This window comes from Comamonas sp. Y33R10-2 (assembly GCF_019355935.1).
Taxonomy (GTDB): domain Bacteria; phylum Pseudomonadota; class Gammaproteobacteria; order Burkholderiales; family Burkholderiaceae_C; genus Comamonas.
Window position 1 is genome coordinate 2,566,282 of record NZ_CP079925.1, and the last position, 15,167, is coordinate 2,581,448.

The window sequence follows — 15,167 nt, forward strand, 5'->3', positions numbered from 1 at the left end:
ACACTTAAAATAGCGACAGATTTTTTGTTTTTTAACCTTTGTATGGGCGACTTTACGAGTCGCTTTTTTGCTGCATGAACATCATCCGCTTCTCTGATCTGTGCGCCCAGGACAAAGTCCAGGGTCAACGCGTTTTCATCCGTGCCGACCTGAACGTTCCTTTGAACGATGCCGGTGAAATCACCGAAGACACCCGCGTGCGTGCCTCGGTGCCTGCGATTGAAATGGCACTCAAGGCCGGAGCCGCTGTGATGGTGACCAGCCACCTGGGTCGTCCTACTGAAGGCGAATTCAAGCCTGCAGACTCGCTGGCTCCCGTGGCCAAGCGCCTGTCCGAGCTGCTGGGCCGCGAAGTGCCTTTGATCGCGAATTGGGTGGACGGTGTGCAAGTAGCCGCAGGCCAAGTCGTGCTGCTGGAAAACTGCCGCGTGAACGTGGGCGAGAAAAAGAACAAGCCCGAGCTGGCCCAGAAGCTGGCCAAGCTGTGCGACATCTTCGTCAACGATGCATTTGGCACCGCTCACCGCGCTGAAGGCACCACCTACGGCATCGCCGAATACGCACCTATTGCCTGCGCTGGCCCTCTGCTGTCAGCTGAAATTGATGCGCTGAACAAGGCTTTGGCTGCGCCCGCACGCCCTCTGGCCGCCATCGTGGCGGGCTCCAAGGTATCGACCAAGCTGACCATCCTCAAGTCACTGGCCGACAAGGTGGATCAGCTGATTGTTGGCGGCGGCATTGCCAACACCTTCATGTTGGCTGCGGGTCTGAAGATCGGCAAGAGCCTGGCCGAGCCCGATCTGGTGGCCGATGCCAAGGCCGTGATCGACGCCATGGCGGCCCGTGGCGCCAACGTGCCAGTGCCTACTGATGTGGTGACGGCCAAAACTTTTGCAGCAGATGCACCTGCCACCGTGAAGAAGGCCACTGAAGTGGAAGACGACGACATGATTCTGGACATCGGCCCAGAAACTGCCGCCTTGCTGGCTGCGCAACTGAAGAAGGCTGGCACCATCGTCTGGAACGGCCCTGTGGGCGTGTTCGAATTTGCTGCGTTTGAAAACGGCACCAAGGTAATTGCCCAAGCGATTGCTGAATCCCCCGCCTTCAGCATTGCTGGCGGTGGCGACACTCTGGCTGCTATCGCCAAGTACGGCATCGAAGACAAGGTGGGCTACATCTCCACCGGCGGCGGCGCTTTCCTTGAAGTGCTGGAAGGCAAGACCCTGCCCGCATTTGAAATTCTGCAAAAGCGCGCAAATGCTTGAATTTTGACTAATTTTTAGTCATATAGGGCTGTAGTCTTTATAAATAAAGGACTACTTGCTATTAAAAAAGGATCGATTTATCGATCTTTTTTTTTGCTTCTGATGACAGCAATGACACATTAAGTAGGCAAAGGTAACTTGATACAGTAAGTGATTGGCGATATTGCCAGAGTCGCTTAGCATTCACCTTCCGTTGATGGGGTTTCCCTGACGTGAATGAATTCGCCTTATTCCTGAGCGACCTGTATTGCAAATAAAGAGTGCCTACTCTGAGCGCAGTCTCGGTTGCCGATCTAACGATTGCTTATGTCTGCTCCAACATTTAAGGACTTGTCAGCGTTGATTGACGCAATGACAACGTCAGTGGCTACTGATACCGCGCAAAGCATGCTCACTGCGGCTCAGTGGGAGTTACTGGTGCCGTATCTGCAACCGATTACGCTGGCGGCGAGTGAAGTGCTGTTTGCCGAAGGTGCGCTGGATCGCAACCTTTACATGGTGGAATACGGCTCGTTGAGCGTTCACTATCAGGATGCGAAGGAAAGAATTCGTCTTGCGCTGGTAGGGCCCGGCTCTATCGTGGGAGAAGGCGCTTTCTTTGCCCACCGCCCGCGCCGCGCCACGGTTCAGGCGGCAGCGGCCAGTCGCTTGTGGTGCCTGACTGCTATGCGTTTTTCCGAACTTGCCAACCGCCAGCCTGTTTTAGGTCTGGCCTTAGTCACCATGGCTGGTCAAGTGCTAGCCCGCCGCGCGGGTGACAGCCGTCGCCGCGTTGCAAGCACTTGAAGCTTGATATTTAGCGGCTTGCTCAACGTTTGTGTTTGATCAATGTCGGACAAAAGCCAATACTTCGGCAAATACTGAGATTTAGATCAAGCTCAGAGGCAGAATGTGTCTTGTTGTAAACATTGTTTGAATGAGTACTCTAATGTCGCTGTTTCGATGGTTTTCTCGTGAGTCTCGCCAAGGCGCTGGCCCGCAAGCGCCTCGCCGCGAAGATGAGTCGAGTGCGCGCCAAACTCAACGCAGAGAACGCTCTACAAGGCGTGAGCAACTGCATGTCATCGTGCGTGAGGCGATGGTGCGGGTTGGCATTCTTTCGGCTGGCTATAAATTCAAGGTGCTTTCGCTGGACAGCAGCGGCCAGCGCTTTGTCGTCATGGTCGACTTAGCCCCTGCCTATGCTGCAGACACCTCGCAGCAAAGAAGCATTGAATCTTTGATTGCCGAGTTGGCCAGAACCCGCATGGATGCGGGCGTGCATGCAGTTTATTGGCGCGTCAATGGCCAAATTCAGACCGCACAAGTTCCTGACTCAGTCAAACCCAAAGGAGGGCTTGTTGCTGGTACTGCTGCGTCAGCCAGCGTACAACCAGCGCTTGGCGGCCGCGCCTTCGAGCCGATTGACTCGCAAGAGATGGATGCTTTTAAACAGGCGGTGTCGCAGTTTGGTGCAGCATCTGCAGGTGCGCCGCGCCCATCACACCGCGCTCAATTGCTGGGCCCTGGATCAGGGCACGAGGAAGGCGACGAGTTCGCTGTATCTGGCCTAGGCGCTTTGGGCGGAACCCAGTACGGCGAACTGCGTTAAAGCGCTAAGCCTGGATTTTTGGTTTAGAGCAACTCTTAGTGGCCGGCGAAGTCGACCAGTGTGAACAACGACAGGCCGCTGTCTTTGAGATGCTTGGAGCCACCGAGTTCTGGCAAATCAACAATGGCAGCGCCTTCCACCACGATGGCTCCCAGTTTTTCCAGCAATCTTTTGCCGGCCATCATGGTGCCACCAGTGGCGATCAGGTCGTCAATCAGCAGCACGCGCTGGCCGGGTTTAACGGCATCAGTGTGCAACTCGACCGTGGCACTGCCGTATTCCAGCTCATAAGTTTCTTCCACCGTAGTGAAGGGCAGTTTGCCTTTTTTACGGATGGGGATGAAGCCCACATTCAATTCGTGAGCTATCACGGCTCCGAGAATAAAGCCGCGAGCATCTAGGCCTGCGACCACATCGGGGCGCAGTGCTGGGTCCATATAACGCTGAACAAAGGCGTCCGTCATCACGCGAAAGACCTTGGGGTCTTGCAACAAAGGCGTGATGTCACGAAATTGCACGCCCGGCGCGGGCCAGTCCGACACGGTGCGGATATGGTCACGCAAATAGTCGTTGACGCTAGTGGATGTCTGCATAGGGCGGCCTCAGGGATTCAAAACGGACGACAGTGTATGAGCTTAGAGCCAAAATACAGGGTAAAGGGATGTTATCCACAGGCTCGATAGTGCGGGTTGGATAAAATCGCAATATGAATTCTGATGCTGCCAATTCGCGATTGATCGACGTACCACGTGCCTTGAACTTAGCTCGTGAGGCTCTGGATATTGAGGCTGAGGCTTTACGCGCCATGTCCGCTCGCCTCAACAGCGCTTTTACGCAGGTCGTGCAGCGTGTGCTGCAACTACCGGGTCGTGTGGTGGTCATGGGCATGGGCAAGAGCGGGCATGTCGGCCGAAAGATTGCGGCGACGCTTGCTTCCACCGGCACCCCTGCTTTCTTTGTACACCCTGCAGAGGCCAGTCACGGTGACTTAGGGATGCTCACACCCGACGACTTGGTTCTGGCCTTGTCCAATAGCGGTGAAACGGATGAGCTGACCGGTGTTTTGCCAGCCATCAAGCGCATGGGCGTGCCTCTGGTCGCCGTCACTGGCGGCCTGCAATCCACGCTCGCCAAACACGCAGACTGGGTGCTGGACACACATGTCGATAAAGAAGCTTGTCCGTTAAATCTGGCGCCTACTGCCAGCACCACAGCGCAACTGGCTATGGGTGATGCATTGGCTGTTGCCCTGCTCGATGCCCGAGGCTTTGGTGCCGAAGATTTTGCCCGCTCCCACCCCGGTGGTGCGCTGGGTCGCCGTTTGCTCACCCATGTGCGCGATGTGATGCGCAAAGGAGCAGAATTGCCCCAAGTGGCGCAAGATGTCAGCACCGTGGCATTGATGCGTGAAATGAGCGCCAAAGGTTTGGGCTGCTCTGCCGTGGTCAATGCTGCGGGTGAGCTGCTTGGAATCTTCACCGACGGCGATCTGCGCCGCAGTGTAGAGGCCGGCGTGGATTTGCGTAGCCAGACTGCGCAAGATGTCATGCACGCCAACCCGCTGACCATCAAGCCTGATTTGTTGGCCGTTGCCGCAGCTCGCATGATGGAGGAGCATGGCGTGACTGCAGTGCTTGTCACTGATGAGCACAAACAGCTACAAGGCGTGGTGCATATTCGTGATTTGATGCGTGCCAAGGTAATTTAATGAACCGACCTGCTCTGACACCCAGCCAAAAATGGGACCCGGAACTGCTGCTTAAAGCGCAAGGGGTTCGCGTGGTCTTCTTTGATGTCGATGGCGTGCTGACTGATGGCGGTTTGTACTTTTCTGGCGAAGGCGAGGTGCTCAAGCGCTTTCATACGCTGGATGGCCATGGCCTAAAAATGCTGCAAAGCGCGGATATTACTCCGGCAGTGGTGACGGGGCGTGACTCCGCACCGCTACGCTTGCGCTTAAAGCAGCTGGGCATTGAACATGCGCGATTTGGCACCGAAGACAAGGTGCCTGCTGCTGAATCTATTCTTGCCGAGCTGGGTTTGGACTGGAGTCAAGCAGCAGCCATGGGCGATGACTGGCCCGATCTGCCGATGATGCGACGCAGTCGTTTCGCCTGCGCCCCTGCGAATGCGCATGACGAAGCTTTGCATGTCGCTGATTGGGTCAGCAACAAGCGTGGTGGTGATGGTGCTGTGCGGCAGTTTTGCGACTTGCTGCTGACGGCCGATGGCGCTTATGCAAATCTGCTGGCGAGGTATGGCTCATGAGCGCTATGTGGCGACGTGTGGGCGACAAGACATCGATGTACTTGCCCGTACTCATCATGGGCTTGCTGGCGCTTGGTACTTGGTGGCTGGTGCGCAATGCTCCTAAACCTATTGCAGTGGGCGCTGAGAAGGTGTTGCAGCACGACCCCGACTACTTCTTGAAGGACTTTGTCATCAAGAACTTTGAGGCCGATGGACGTCTGAAAAATCGTTTGAACGGCACAACAGGCGAGCACTTTCCGGATACCGACACGCTTGAAGTTGACGATGCCCGCATGCTTAGCATCATGCCTGATGGCCGCAAAACTGTGGGTAGCTCGAATCGCGCTTTGAGTAACGGCGATGGCTCAGAAATTCAGATGTTTGGTCAGGCCGTCATCACTCGCGAGCCCGTGGCTGCGCATGGCAGCCAGAAGGCATTGCCTGCTATGCAGTTAGAGAGTGAATTTTTGCAAATCTGGCCTAACGAAGAGCGTGTCAGCAGCAACAAGCCCGTGGTCATGACCCGGGGCCGTGATCAATTTACGGGTGACAGCATGCAATATCAGCACCTAGATCAAATCTTGCAAATGCAAGGGCGCGTCAAAGGTGTGATTGAGCCGGGCAAAGCCAAATAACAATGACCAAGCCGAGGCTGATCTACATCACAGGGGCCTCCAGCGGCATTGGTCAGGCACTGGCTTGGCACTACTATGAGCTGGGCTGCTCATTGGCTTTGGTTGCCAGGCGTACTCAGGTCATTGAAGAGTGGGCGCAGTCCATGGGTATGGATGAGCACCGCTATGTGATTTATGGCGCTGATGTATCCGTTATCGACAGCGCCTGCCGAGCGGGTCAGGAGTGCTTAGAGCGGCAAGGTCTGCCGGACATCGTGATTGCCAATGCCGGCATCAGTTGGGGCGTGGACACCTCGCGGCGTGAAGATTTGGAAGTCATGCAGCAGGTACTTGCTTGCAATGTCATGGGGATGGCGGCAAGCTTTCAGCCATTTATTGCACCAATGGTAAAGCGTGGTTCTGGGTGTTTGGTAGGTATATGCAGCGTGGCTGGTATTCGCGGATTACCAGGGCATGCCGCATATTCAGCAAGTAAGTGCGCTGCTATTTCTTATTGCGAAAGCCTACGTGTAGAACTGCACAAAACAGGAGTTTCAGTAACTAGCTTACTACCTGGTTATATTGAAACTCCATTGACGCAAAATAATCCATATCCCATGCCTTTTTTGCTAAGTGCCAATGATTTTGCAAAACGAGCCGTTCGCGTAATTGATCGCAAAGCGAGATACGTTGTAATTCCTTGGCAAATGGGTATTGCTGGAGGATTGATGCGACTGCTTCCTGCATTGATTTGGGACAAAGTTACACAAGGAAAAACGAGAAAGCCGCGCCATCTCAACAAAGATTTAAGCTAATACATTGTTAATATTTGCTTATATATTAATAAGTATTTCTACATATAAAAAGGCACTTAATAGTGCCTTTTTTTACTTCAGTCAGACTTGCGAATTATTCGCCGCGGTTATCGCTTCCGCCGTAGCCTCCGCGACCGCCATGACGAGGGCCTGAGCCGTAAGGACTGCGAAATCCACCATCGCTGCGGCCACCGTAACCGCCGCCGCCTTCATTGCCGCCACGGTTGTATCCGCCTTCGCTACGGCCTCCACCATAGCCGCCATTGCCACCTTCTCGGTTGCCGCCGCCAAAGCCACCTTCACTGCGAAATCCACCGCCATAGCCGCCTGTACGAGGGGGACGGGGCTCCATGGGACGAGCTTCATTGACCACGATGGCTCGACCACCGAGTGACTGGCCATTCATACCCTGAATGGCTGCTTGTGCTTCAGCATCATTTCCCATTTCGACAAAGCCAAAGCCTTTGGAGCGACCGGTCTCACGCTCCATCATGACGCGCGCACTAGCGACTGCGCCAAATTGACCGAATGCCTGCTCCAGATCATTGTCGCGCACACCATAAGGAAGGTTGCCGACATACAGCTTATTGCCCATGAATAACTCCTAGCTCCTCAATGCATTGATTTAGCGATTCTCTTTAGGACTTTGGCAGCGAGAACACGCGCCCTCTATCCTAAATACCTATACGCTTGTGACTGGGGACTCCCAGCGCTTCAAATTATGGGGAAGTTAATCGGAGAAATAAATGCTCGAAAACCGCGATGCTAACGATTAGCAACAAAAAAAGGATCCGAAGATCCTTTTTTATGATGAGCGATAGCTAATTAATAGCTATTGCGACGGCCGTAACCGCCGCCATCGCCACGGCCACCGCCGAAGCCGCCACCGCCTTCACGGCCGCCACCGAAACCGCCGCCGCCGCCTTCACGACCGCCGCCGAAGCCGCCGCCGAAGCCGCCGGAACGTGGAGGACGTGGCTCCATAGGACGTGCTTCGTTCACAACGAGGTCACGGCCACCGTGGTTTTGACCGTGCAGGCCTTGGATAGCTGCTTGTGCTTCGGCATCGCTGCTCATTTCGACAAAGCCGAAACCCTTGGAGCGACCGGTGTCGCGCTCCATCATGACCTTGGCGCTGTTCACAGCACCGAATTCGCTGAAGGCTTGCTCCAGATCTTGGTCACGGAAAGAATAAGGCAGATTGCCGACGTAAAGCTTGTTGCCCATGATGGACTCCTGAAAAAACTTGAAAACGCGATGGAGCCCTAGGGAGTCAACCTGTGATGACAACGGTAGAGACGCTAACGCACTCGCCTCCATTTAGATGATCTCTAAACAAAGACTGAAGCATTATGAATCATCGCACATACCTCTGTAATCTGAAAGCTTGAAATTTCGTGTTGGTAACAACATTAACGGGCAGGTAATTACCCTAAAAGATAAAAAACTGAATACTGTTGTCAGTGTTTGTCTTACAAAACTTAAGGGCTAGAATAGCACTCTACTGTCTTTGGGGAGTAGGCCGTTCGGCAACCACATGCCGGATGTATGCGTCAACAGACTTGGATCTTCGCGATCTATGGCGCATGCGGTATCTTGAGCAATTCAGGATGTGATTGGCCGAGACCATTGATTACGTACCGAAAAAACCTATGGATAAATAGGCCGGAGTCGGTGCGTGATCAATGCGTTTTCAGCCCACTCCGGCCATCCCACATCATGGAAGCTTTTCTCGTATCTACCTCTATCGTCGCTTTGGCCGAGATGGGGGATAAGACTCAACTTTTGTCACTGGTGCTGGCGGCCAAGTTCCGCAAACCCTTGCCGATTGTTGCGGGCATTTTTGCAGCGACCGTGGTCAACCATGCGCTGGCGGGAGCGGTGGGTAACTGGATCACCACGGTGCTCGGCGCCGATATGCTGCGCTGGATTTTGGGCGTCTCCTTCATCTTGATGGCAGGCTGGATGCTGATTCCCGATAAGTTTGATGACGAAGACGCGGGCAATGACGCGGGCCGCTGGGGAATTTTTGGCACCACACTGCTGCTGTTTTTCATAGCAGAGATGGGTGATAAGACGCAGCTGGCGACCGTAGGTTTGGCCGCCAAGTACCCGCTGTCTTACTACTGGGTGGTGTTTGGCACCACGCTGGGCATGATGCTGGCCAATGCGCCGGTGGTTTGGTTTGGTGACAAGATCACCAAAAGACTGCCCATCAAGACCATTCACCGCGTTTGCGCCGTGATCTTTCTGGTGCTGGGTATTGCCGCACTCTTGACCAAAGTGTGATGGTAAAAACAATAGCAACAAAAGCATGAATCTAAAGGGCTTGCTTACTTTAAAGCCGATCTTTTAAATAGACTCATACGAATACAGTACACTGGCTTTTCACGCGCCGATTTGCCAAAGCTTGCGGGCGCTTTATAAATCCAGCTAAAGACCCGTCCGCGAAGTGAAAGTACACCGACCCGGCTCGTTTTTAGCGATGCCGGGTTTTTCGTATGTCCTTCATCGCCACACCGCAATCCATGCACTTTGACGAGGCTCTGCCTTTGCAAAGTGGTGGCTCCATTGCCAATTACGACCTCGCTTTCGAGACCTATGGCCAGCTCAACGCTGACAAGAGCAACGCTATCGTTGTCTGTCATGCGCTCAACGCCTCCCACCATGTAGCAGGTCGCTACGCAGGCCAACCCAAGAGCGAGGGCTGGTGGGACAACATGATCGGCCCGGGCAAGCCCGTCGATACCAACCAGTTTTTTGTCATTGGTATCAACAACCTAGGCTCTTGCTTTGGCTCGACCGGGCCCATGCATATCAACCCGGCTACGGACAAGCCTTACGGCGCAGATTTCCCCGTGGTCACGGTGGAGGACTGGGTGGATGCGCAGGCGCGTCTGCTCGACAGACTGGGCATTCACAAGCTGGCCGCCGTGCTGGGCGGCAGTCTGGGCGGCATGCAAGCGCTTTCATGGTCGCTGCGCTACCCGGAGCGCATGGCCCATGCCGTGGTGGTGGCCAGTGCGCCCAATTTGAACGCCGAAAATATTGCCTTCAACGAAGTAGCGCGCCGCGCCATCGTGACGGACCCTGACTTCAACGGCGGCCACTTCTACGAGCATGGCGTGGTGCCCGCGCGCGGCCTGCGCATTGCGCGAATGATTGGTCACATTACCTATCTGAGCGACGATGTGATGAACCAGAAATTTGGCCGTCAGCTGAGGGATGGCCTAGACCTCAAGTACAGCACGCAGGATGTGGAGTTCGAGATTGAGAGCTATCTGCGCTATCAGGGCGAGAAGTTCAGCGGTTACTTTGATGCCAACACCTATTTGCTCATCACCCGCGCGCTGGATTATTTTGACCCGGCGCGCAGCCATGGCGGTGAGCTGACGCCGGCGCTGGCCGTGGCCCAAGCCAAGTTCTTGCTGGTGAGCTTTACGACCGACTGGCGCTTTGCCCCGGCGCGCAGCCGCGAAATCGTCAAATCACTGCTGGAAAACAACCGCGACGTGAGCTACGCCGAAATTGACGCACCCCACGGCCACGATGCGTTTTTGCTCGACGACCCGCGCTATATGAACGTGATGCGCTCTTATTTTGAGGGCATCGCCAAAGAACTGAACACCGCCAACCGCGCAGGAAAAATCCAAGGAGAAGCAGCATGAGCGAGCTGACCATCATGAAAGCCATTGCCGAGCTAGTGCCCAAGGGCGCGCGCGTGCTGGATTTGGGTTGCGGCGACGGCGCCCTGCTAGAGCATTTGGTGCGCGAGCGTGGCTGCACCGGCTACGGCGTGGAGCTGGACGACGCCAATGTGCTGGCCTGTACCCGGCGCGGCGTGAATGTGCTGCAGCTCAATTTGGAAGACGGCCTCGCCATCTTTGGCGACAACAGCTTTGATATGGTGCTGCAGATCGACACGCTGCAGCATTTGCGCAATGCCGAGACCATGCTGCGCGAGACTGCCCGCATCGGCAAGCAAGGCGTGGTGGCCTTCCCCAACTTTGCGCACTGGCAAAACCGCCTGTCCGTGATGCGCGGGCGCATGCCTGTGACGCGCCGCCTGCCTTACCAGTGGTACGACACGCCCAATATTCGCGTAGGCACGTACAAAGATTTTGAGGTGCTGGCCACCAAGAATCGCCTGCGCATTCTGGACTCCTTCGGGCTGCAAAACGGCCAAGTGGTGCGCAGCCTGCCCAACCTGCTGGCCACCACGGCTGTGTTTCATATAGAGCACGCTTGAGTCATCAAAAATGATAGCTTTATGTCCTTAATAAATAAGGACCACAAGGCGATTTGATGCTCAATCTTCCACGAATGACTTGAATCGCCTTGCGTGCAAGCCATTGCCCGCCATACAGGTCATGGGCTTGGCGCAAAATGATGGCTACGGCGCAGGCCCGCTAGTGGCTTGCCGCCCCCTCATTGAAGGAGCCGACCATGAACGCACGCACTCCCGCCCAACTGTTGCAGCCACAAGATGCGCTGCAGCACATCACCCAGCAGTGGGACCAAAGCATCGTCCCAGAGCTGACGAACTACATCACCATCCCCGCCAAATCGCCCATGTTTGCGCCCGACTGGGAGCAGCAAGGCCACATCGCCACAGTAATGCGCAATGCTGCCACATGGGTTGAGGCGCAGAAAGTGGCGGGTTTGAAGCTAGAAGTGATTCAGCAGCCCGGCCGCACGCCGGTGATCTTTTTTGAAGTTGAAGGCACAGCCGAAAAAGCATCGACCAGCCCCACAGTGCTGATGTACGGCCACCTGGACAAACAACCCGAATTTGAAGGCTGGCGCAGTGATTTAGGCCCGTGGACGCCCAAGTACGAAGACGGCAAGCTCTATGGCCGTGGCGGTGCAGACGATGGCTACGCCGTCTATGCCAGCGTGGCGGCGATTCAAGAGCTCAAGCGCCAAAACGTGGCCCACCCGCGCATCGTGGGCATCATTGAAACCTGTGAAGAAAGCGGCTCAGCCGACCTGCTGCCCTATGTAGAAGCTTTGCGCCCGCGCTTGGGCGATGTGGGTCTGGTGATTTGCCTGGATAGCGGCGCAGGCAACTACGACCAACTGTGGCTTACCACCAGCCTGCGCGGCATGGCCAGCGGCACGCTGAAGGTGCAAATTTTGAGTGAAGGCGTGCACTCGGGCGATGCTTCAGGCGTGGTTCCATCATCCTTCCGCATCATGCGTCAGGTGCTTGACCGCCTTGAAGACAGCAAGAACGGCCGCGTGCTGCCCGAGAGCTTTCACTGCGACGTGCCCGCCGACCGCATGACGCAGATTCGCGCCACGGCCGATATCTTGGGCGAAGACGCCTATGCGCGCTTTCCTTGGGCGCATTACGACTGTGGCGGCTCGGCGCGTATTTCTCTGCCAACGACGACTGACCCGGTAGAGGCCTTGGTGCGCCGCACCTGGGAGCCCACGCTGAGCGTGACGGGCGTGGAAGGTATGCCCAGTCTGCAAAACGCGGGCAATGTGCTGCGCCCGTACACAGCCTTCAAGCTCAGCCTGCGCTTGCCCCCGCTGGTGGACGCTGCGGCTTGTGTGCAGGAGATGAAAGCCCTGCTGGAGGACAACGCGCCTTATGAAGCCAAGGTGACTTGGGAAGGCATGTCCAGCGCCAGCGGCTGGAATGCGCCGGGCATGAGCAACTGGTTTGAAAATGCCCTGAACGCCGCCAGCCAAGCCCACTTTGGCGCAGACTGCGGCTATATCGGCCAAGGCGGCACGATTCCGCTGATGAATATGCTGAGCAAGGGCTTTCCCAAGGCGCAGATGATGGTTTGCGGCGTGCTGGGCCCCAAGAGCAATGCGCACGGGCCCAACGAGTTCTTGCATGTGCCTTATGCCAAGAAGCTGACGGCTTCGGTAGCCGAAGTGATTGCTGCCATGGCGCGCGAGCAGGCAGCACCCGAACAGGCGTGATTGAGCACCAAAAATGGATGAAATCCAATATATATATATGGATTACATGCTATCTTTTAATGAGTGATTAGGCTGAAGTTGAGCTGGGTTTGAGCTGAGGTTAAGTAAAGGCGGCTGCGTCTTTGCGGATTGACGCCCCGCCCTGCGGCTTGCATGCTGCGGACATGAACGCCGCCCTTGCCAACATGCACATCAGCCATCTCGCCGCGCCCGACGGCACGCAGCTTTGCCTGCGTGACTGGCCGGTAGCAGCCAACACCCGGGCGCGGGCCACGGTGCTCATCGTCCATGGGCTGGGCGAGCATGGCGGACGCTACGAAGCGCTGGCGCGGCAGCTCAATCAATGGGGTTTTGAGGTGCGGGCTTATGACCAGTATGGCCACGGCCTCTCCGGCGGGCCGCGCGGTGGGCTGAGCAGCGACACGCGCTTGCTGGACGATTTGGCGGTGGTGATGGACGCCACGCGTGCGGCCATGCCGTATCAACAGCCTTTGCTGCTGCTAGGCCACAGCCTTGGCGGGCTGGTAGCTGCAGATTTTGTAGCAGCGGGTCTGCGTCATGTCGATGCACTGGTGCTCTCGTCACCTGCGTTGGCGCTGCACTTGTCTGAGGTGCAAAAAAGCTTGATGAAACACCTGCCTCGGCTGCTGCCCAATCTGCGCGTTGCCAATGGCGTGCAGTCGCGTCACCTCTCGCACGATGCCTCCGTGGTCAAAGCCTATGACGACGATGCCCTGCAGCACAACCGCATCAGCGCAAGGCTGGCCGGTTATATGGGGGGCGGTGGTGGCCGGGTACAGGCCCAAGCACGCCACTGGAGCGTGCCCACGCTGCTGATCTGGGCCGGGCTGGACAAACTGGTCAACCCCGCTGGCAGCGCCTTGCTGGCCGAGCATGCACCGGCTGATGTGCTGCAGGCCCAGTGCTTTAACGAGGCCTATCACGAGATCTTCAACGAAAGCCCCGAGCTAGCCACGCCAGTGTTTGCGCGGCTGGAGCAATGGCTGGATCAGCGCTTTCCAGCCACTTAGAAGCAGCCACCCTCAGGCGGCTCTTCATGACGCTTAGAACTGCGCCGGTGGCTGCTTGCGGCCTTTTTCCACAGGGTTGGCGCGCAGCTTTTCTGTGGGGTAGGGACGCAAAAACTCTTTGGCCTTGTTCACCTTGGCGTTGAACCAGGCGTCATATGAGCCTTCGTTCAAGATGGCGGGCATGGTCTTGTCGTTACCGGCATGGCCATAGCGGTTCATCAGCGCATGGGCGTTGGCGTTGATGGTGATGATGGCGTAGCTGGTGATGACCTCGCCGTCTTCACCCACCCAGCGTGCCCAGACGCCAGCGGCGCCCATGGGGCTGTTGTCGATACGGGTAATGCGGGTGGGCACGGGTTTTCCGGTGCGCACGTCATCGACCTGAAACGATTGCAGCGGCACGATGCAGCGCTGGCCAGCCAGCCAAGCATCGCGAAACGCGGTGCCCGTGGTCAGGCTATCGATCTTGGCAGTGACCAACTTCAAAGCGCGCAGGCGCCCGTCTGATGCGGACTTGACCCATGCCGGCACCAGACCAAACTGCGCGGGCACGAGAACGCGCTCAACAGGTGCAGCAGGCACAGCGGGCGCAGGTTCTGCGCCCTCTTCGATCACGACAGGCTCACGCCCCAGCAGGGCGGCAGACGAGTCGGCCGCAGCATTGACGATGATGGTGCCGTTACGACGTGGGGTGATGATTTTTTCGGGCAGAGGATCGGGGGCCTCGATGCGAAAGAACTGGGGATAAAACTCGGCCTTAGCCAAAGAAAGGTGACAGCTGCTCATTAATTTACTCCAAGGCCAGCAGGGAAAGGGCAGCGACAGAGGCCGTTTCAGCGCGCAACACGCGGGAGCCAAGGCTGGCAGGCGTCCAGCCTTGCGCCAGCGCCCAGTCTTCCTCTTGCGCGGTCAGGCCGCCTTCGGGGCCGTGAAGCACCCAGACAGCCTTTACATCGTTTGCATCGCCAGCGGCCAGTCGCAGGGGCTGGTTGCCTTCGCGCAGGGAGAGCACGAGGCGGGTGGCATCGGCTGGCGGCGCATCTTTGCTACGCAGCCAGTCGGCCAGTGATTGGGGGGGTGGATGACAGGCACCTGATTGCGGCCGCACTGCTCGCAGGCCGACACCGCGATGGACTGCCAGCGCTCGATTTTCTTGTCCGCACGGTCGCCCTTGAGCTTAAGCACGCTGCGCGCAGCCATCACGGGCTGAATGCTGGCAACGCCTAGCTCGGTGGCTTTTTCCACCAGCCAGTCCATGCGCTCATTGGCAGGCATGCCCACGACAAGGTGAATGGCTCGGGCCGCTTCGCGCTCTACAGGGCTGTGGCTGTCCACGCGCACGCCCACATCGCTGCGGCCCATGTGGGTGATGGAGGCCTGAAACTCGCCGCCGGTAAAACCGTTGCCGGTCTGGCCTTCAAACAGGGTGATGACATCGCCGGGCTGGTGGCGCAGCACTTGCACGTGGCGAGCTGCGCCCGCGGGCAGGTCCAGCTCGGTACCGATGTGCAGTGGAAGTGGGCAGTGATAGCGCGGCATTTAGAAATAGATAGCAGTAATGAAATGCTGCGCTGGCCCAAGCCAAAAACGCCAAGCAAGGGCCGCCCCGCAGCGAGGGCGTTGTCCCCCTCCCTTAGCGCAAAGCGCGTAGAGAGAGG

Annotated in this window: 16 protein-coding genes and 1 pseudogene; 12 read left to right on the top strand and 5 right to left on the bottom strand. The window is 56.8% G+C overall.

Annotated elements, in window-relative coordinates:
• Positions 1-74: 74 nt before the first annotated feature.
• The 3 genes from KUF54_RS11425 (at position 75) to KUF54_RS11435 (ending at position 2,859) form a co-directional block, all read left to right on the top strand.
• Positions 75-1,268, top strand: a complete 1,194-nt coding sequence (locus tag KUF54_RS11425) for a phosphoglycerate kinase (RefSeq protein WP_219342945.1) — start codon at positions 75-77, stop codon at positions 1,266-1,268.
• A 306-nt stretch (positions 1,269-1,574) separates the two neighbouring features.
• Entirely contained in the window at positions 1,575-2,054 is a 480-nt protein-coding gene (locus KUF54_RS11430) for a Crp/Fnr family transcriptional regulator (RefSeq protein WP_219342946.1), read from the top strand.
• A gap of 142 nt (positions 2,055-2,196) precedes the next feature.
• Entirely contained in the window at positions 2,197-2,859 is a 663-nt protein-coding gene (locus tag KUF54_RS11435; protein ID WP_219342947.1) for a hypothetical protein, read from the top strand.
• A 35-nt stretch (positions 2,860-2,894) separates the two neighbouring features.
• On the opposite strand, the gene KUF54_RS11440 is transcribed toward KUF54_RS11435, so the two are convergent.
• The gene (locus tag KUF54_RS11440) at positions 2,895-3,452 is read right to left on the bottom strand and encodes an adenine phosphoribosyltransferase (protein ID WP_219342948.1); all 558 of its coding nucleotides are present in this window, start codon (positions 3,450-3,452) and stop codon (positions 2,895-2,897) included.
• A 113-nt stretch (positions 3,453-3,565) separates the two neighbouring features.
• On the opposite strand from KUF54_RS11440, the gene KUF54_RS11445 reads away from it, so the two are divergent.
• The 4 genes from KUF54_RS11445 to KUF54_RS11460 are packed head-to-tail and all read left to right on the top strand — an operon-like array spanning position 3,566 to position 6,538.
• On the top strand, positions 3,566-4,567 hold the full coding sequence (locus KUF54_RS11445; RefSeq protein ID WP_219342949.1) for an SIS domain-containing protein: 1,002 nt from the start codon (positions 3,566-3,568) through the stop codon (positions 4,565-4,567).
• Complete coding sequence (locus tag KUF54_RS11450; RefSeq protein ID WP_219342950.1) at positions 4,567-5,127, top strand: HAD family hydrolase; 561 nt, start codon at positions 4,567-4,569, stop codon at positions 5,125-5,127. Before KUF54_RS11445 ends, KUF54_RS11450 begins: the two co-directional genes overlap by 1 nt.
• The gene (gene lptC, locus KUF54_RS11455) at positions 5,124-5,744 is read left to right on the top strand and encodes an LPS export ABC transporter periplasmic protein LptC (protein ID WP_219342951.1); all 621 of its coding nucleotides are present in this window, start codon (positions 5,124-5,126) and stop codon (positions 5,742-5,744) included. The genes KUF54_RS11450 and lptC overlap by 4 nt, the downstream gene beginning before the upstream one ends.
• 2 nt (positions 5,745-5,746) lie before the next feature.
• Positions 5,747-6,538: an SDR family oxidoreductase gene (locus KUF54_RS11460; RefSeq protein ID WP_219342952.1), complete on the top strand. Its 792-nt coding sequence runs from the start codon at positions 5,747-5,749 to the stop codon at positions 6,536-6,538.
• Positions 6,539-6,632: 94 nt separating this feature from the next.
• On the opposite strand, the gene KUF54_RS11465 is transcribed toward KUF54_RS11460, so the two are convergent.
• Both KUF54_RS11465 and KUF54_RS11470 read right to left on the bottom strand, forming a co-directional pair.
• On the bottom strand, positions 6,633-7,133 hold the full coding sequence (locus KUF54_RS11465; RefSeq protein ID WP_219342953.1) for an RNA-binding protein: 501 nt from the start codon (positions 7,131-7,133) through the stop codon (positions 6,633-6,635).
• A gap of 230 nt (positions 7,134-7,363) precedes the next feature.
• The gene (locus KUF54_RS11470) at positions 7,364-7,765 is read right to left on the bottom strand and encodes an RNA-binding protein (RefSeq protein ID WP_219342954.1); all 402 of its coding nucleotides are present in this window, start codon (positions 7,763-7,765) and stop codon (positions 7,364-7,366) included.
• A 492-nt stretch (positions 7,766-8,257) separates the two neighbouring features.
• Here KUF54_RS11470 and KUF54_RS11475 point away from each other — a divergent pair, with 492 nt between their 5' ends.
• From KUF54_RS11475 to KUF54_RS11495, 5 genes are all read left to right on the top strand, one after another.
• On the top strand, positions 8,258-8,827 hold the full coding sequence (locus tag KUF54_RS11475) for a TMEM165/GDT1 family protein (protein ID WP_219342955.1): 570 nt from the start codon (positions 8,258-8,260) through the stop codon (positions 8,825-8,827).
• Positions 8,828-9,039: 212 nt separating this feature from the next.
• Positions 9,040-10,206, top strand: coding sequence for a homoserine O-acetyltransferase (locus KUF54_RS11480; RefSeq protein ID WP_219342956.1), 1,167 nt, complete (start codon positions 9,040-9,042; stop codon positions 10,204-10,206).
• Positions 10,203-10,787, top strand: a complete 585-nt coding sequence (gene metW, locus KUF54_RS11485; RefSeq protein WP_219342957.1) for a methionine biosynthesis protein MetW — start codon at positions 10,203-10,205, stop codon at positions 10,785-10,787. The genes KUF54_RS11480 and metW overlap by 4 nt, the downstream gene beginning before the upstream one ends.
• Positions 10,788-10,984: 197 nt before the next feature.
• Entirely contained in the window at positions 10,985-12,478 is a 1,494-nt protein-coding gene (locus tag KUF54_RS11490) for a M20 family metallopeptidase (RefSeq protein WP_219342958.1), read from the top strand.
• 164 nt (positions 12,479-12,642) lie between these two features.
• Positions 12,643-13,509 (top strand): alpha/beta hydrolase, encoded by an 867-nt coding sequence (locus KUF54_RS11495; RefSeq protein WP_219342959.1) that lies wholly within the window; start codon positions 12,643-12,645, stop codon positions 13,507-13,509.
• A 33-nt stretch (positions 13,510-13,542) separates the two neighbouring features.
• Here the strand turns inward: KUF54_RS11495 and KUF54_RS11500 are convergent, their stop codons facing one another.
• Entirely contained in the window at positions 13,543-14,295 is a 753-nt protein-coding gene (locus tag KUF54_RS11500) for an SOS response-associated peptidase (protein WP_219342960.1), read from the bottom strand.
• A 4-nt stretch (positions 14,296-14,299) separates the two neighbouring features.
• Positions 14,300-15,048, bottom strand: a pseudogene (locus KUF54_RS11505) (16S rRNA (uracil(1498)-N(3))-methyltransferase).
• Positions 15,049-15,167 lie beyond the last annotated feature (119 nt).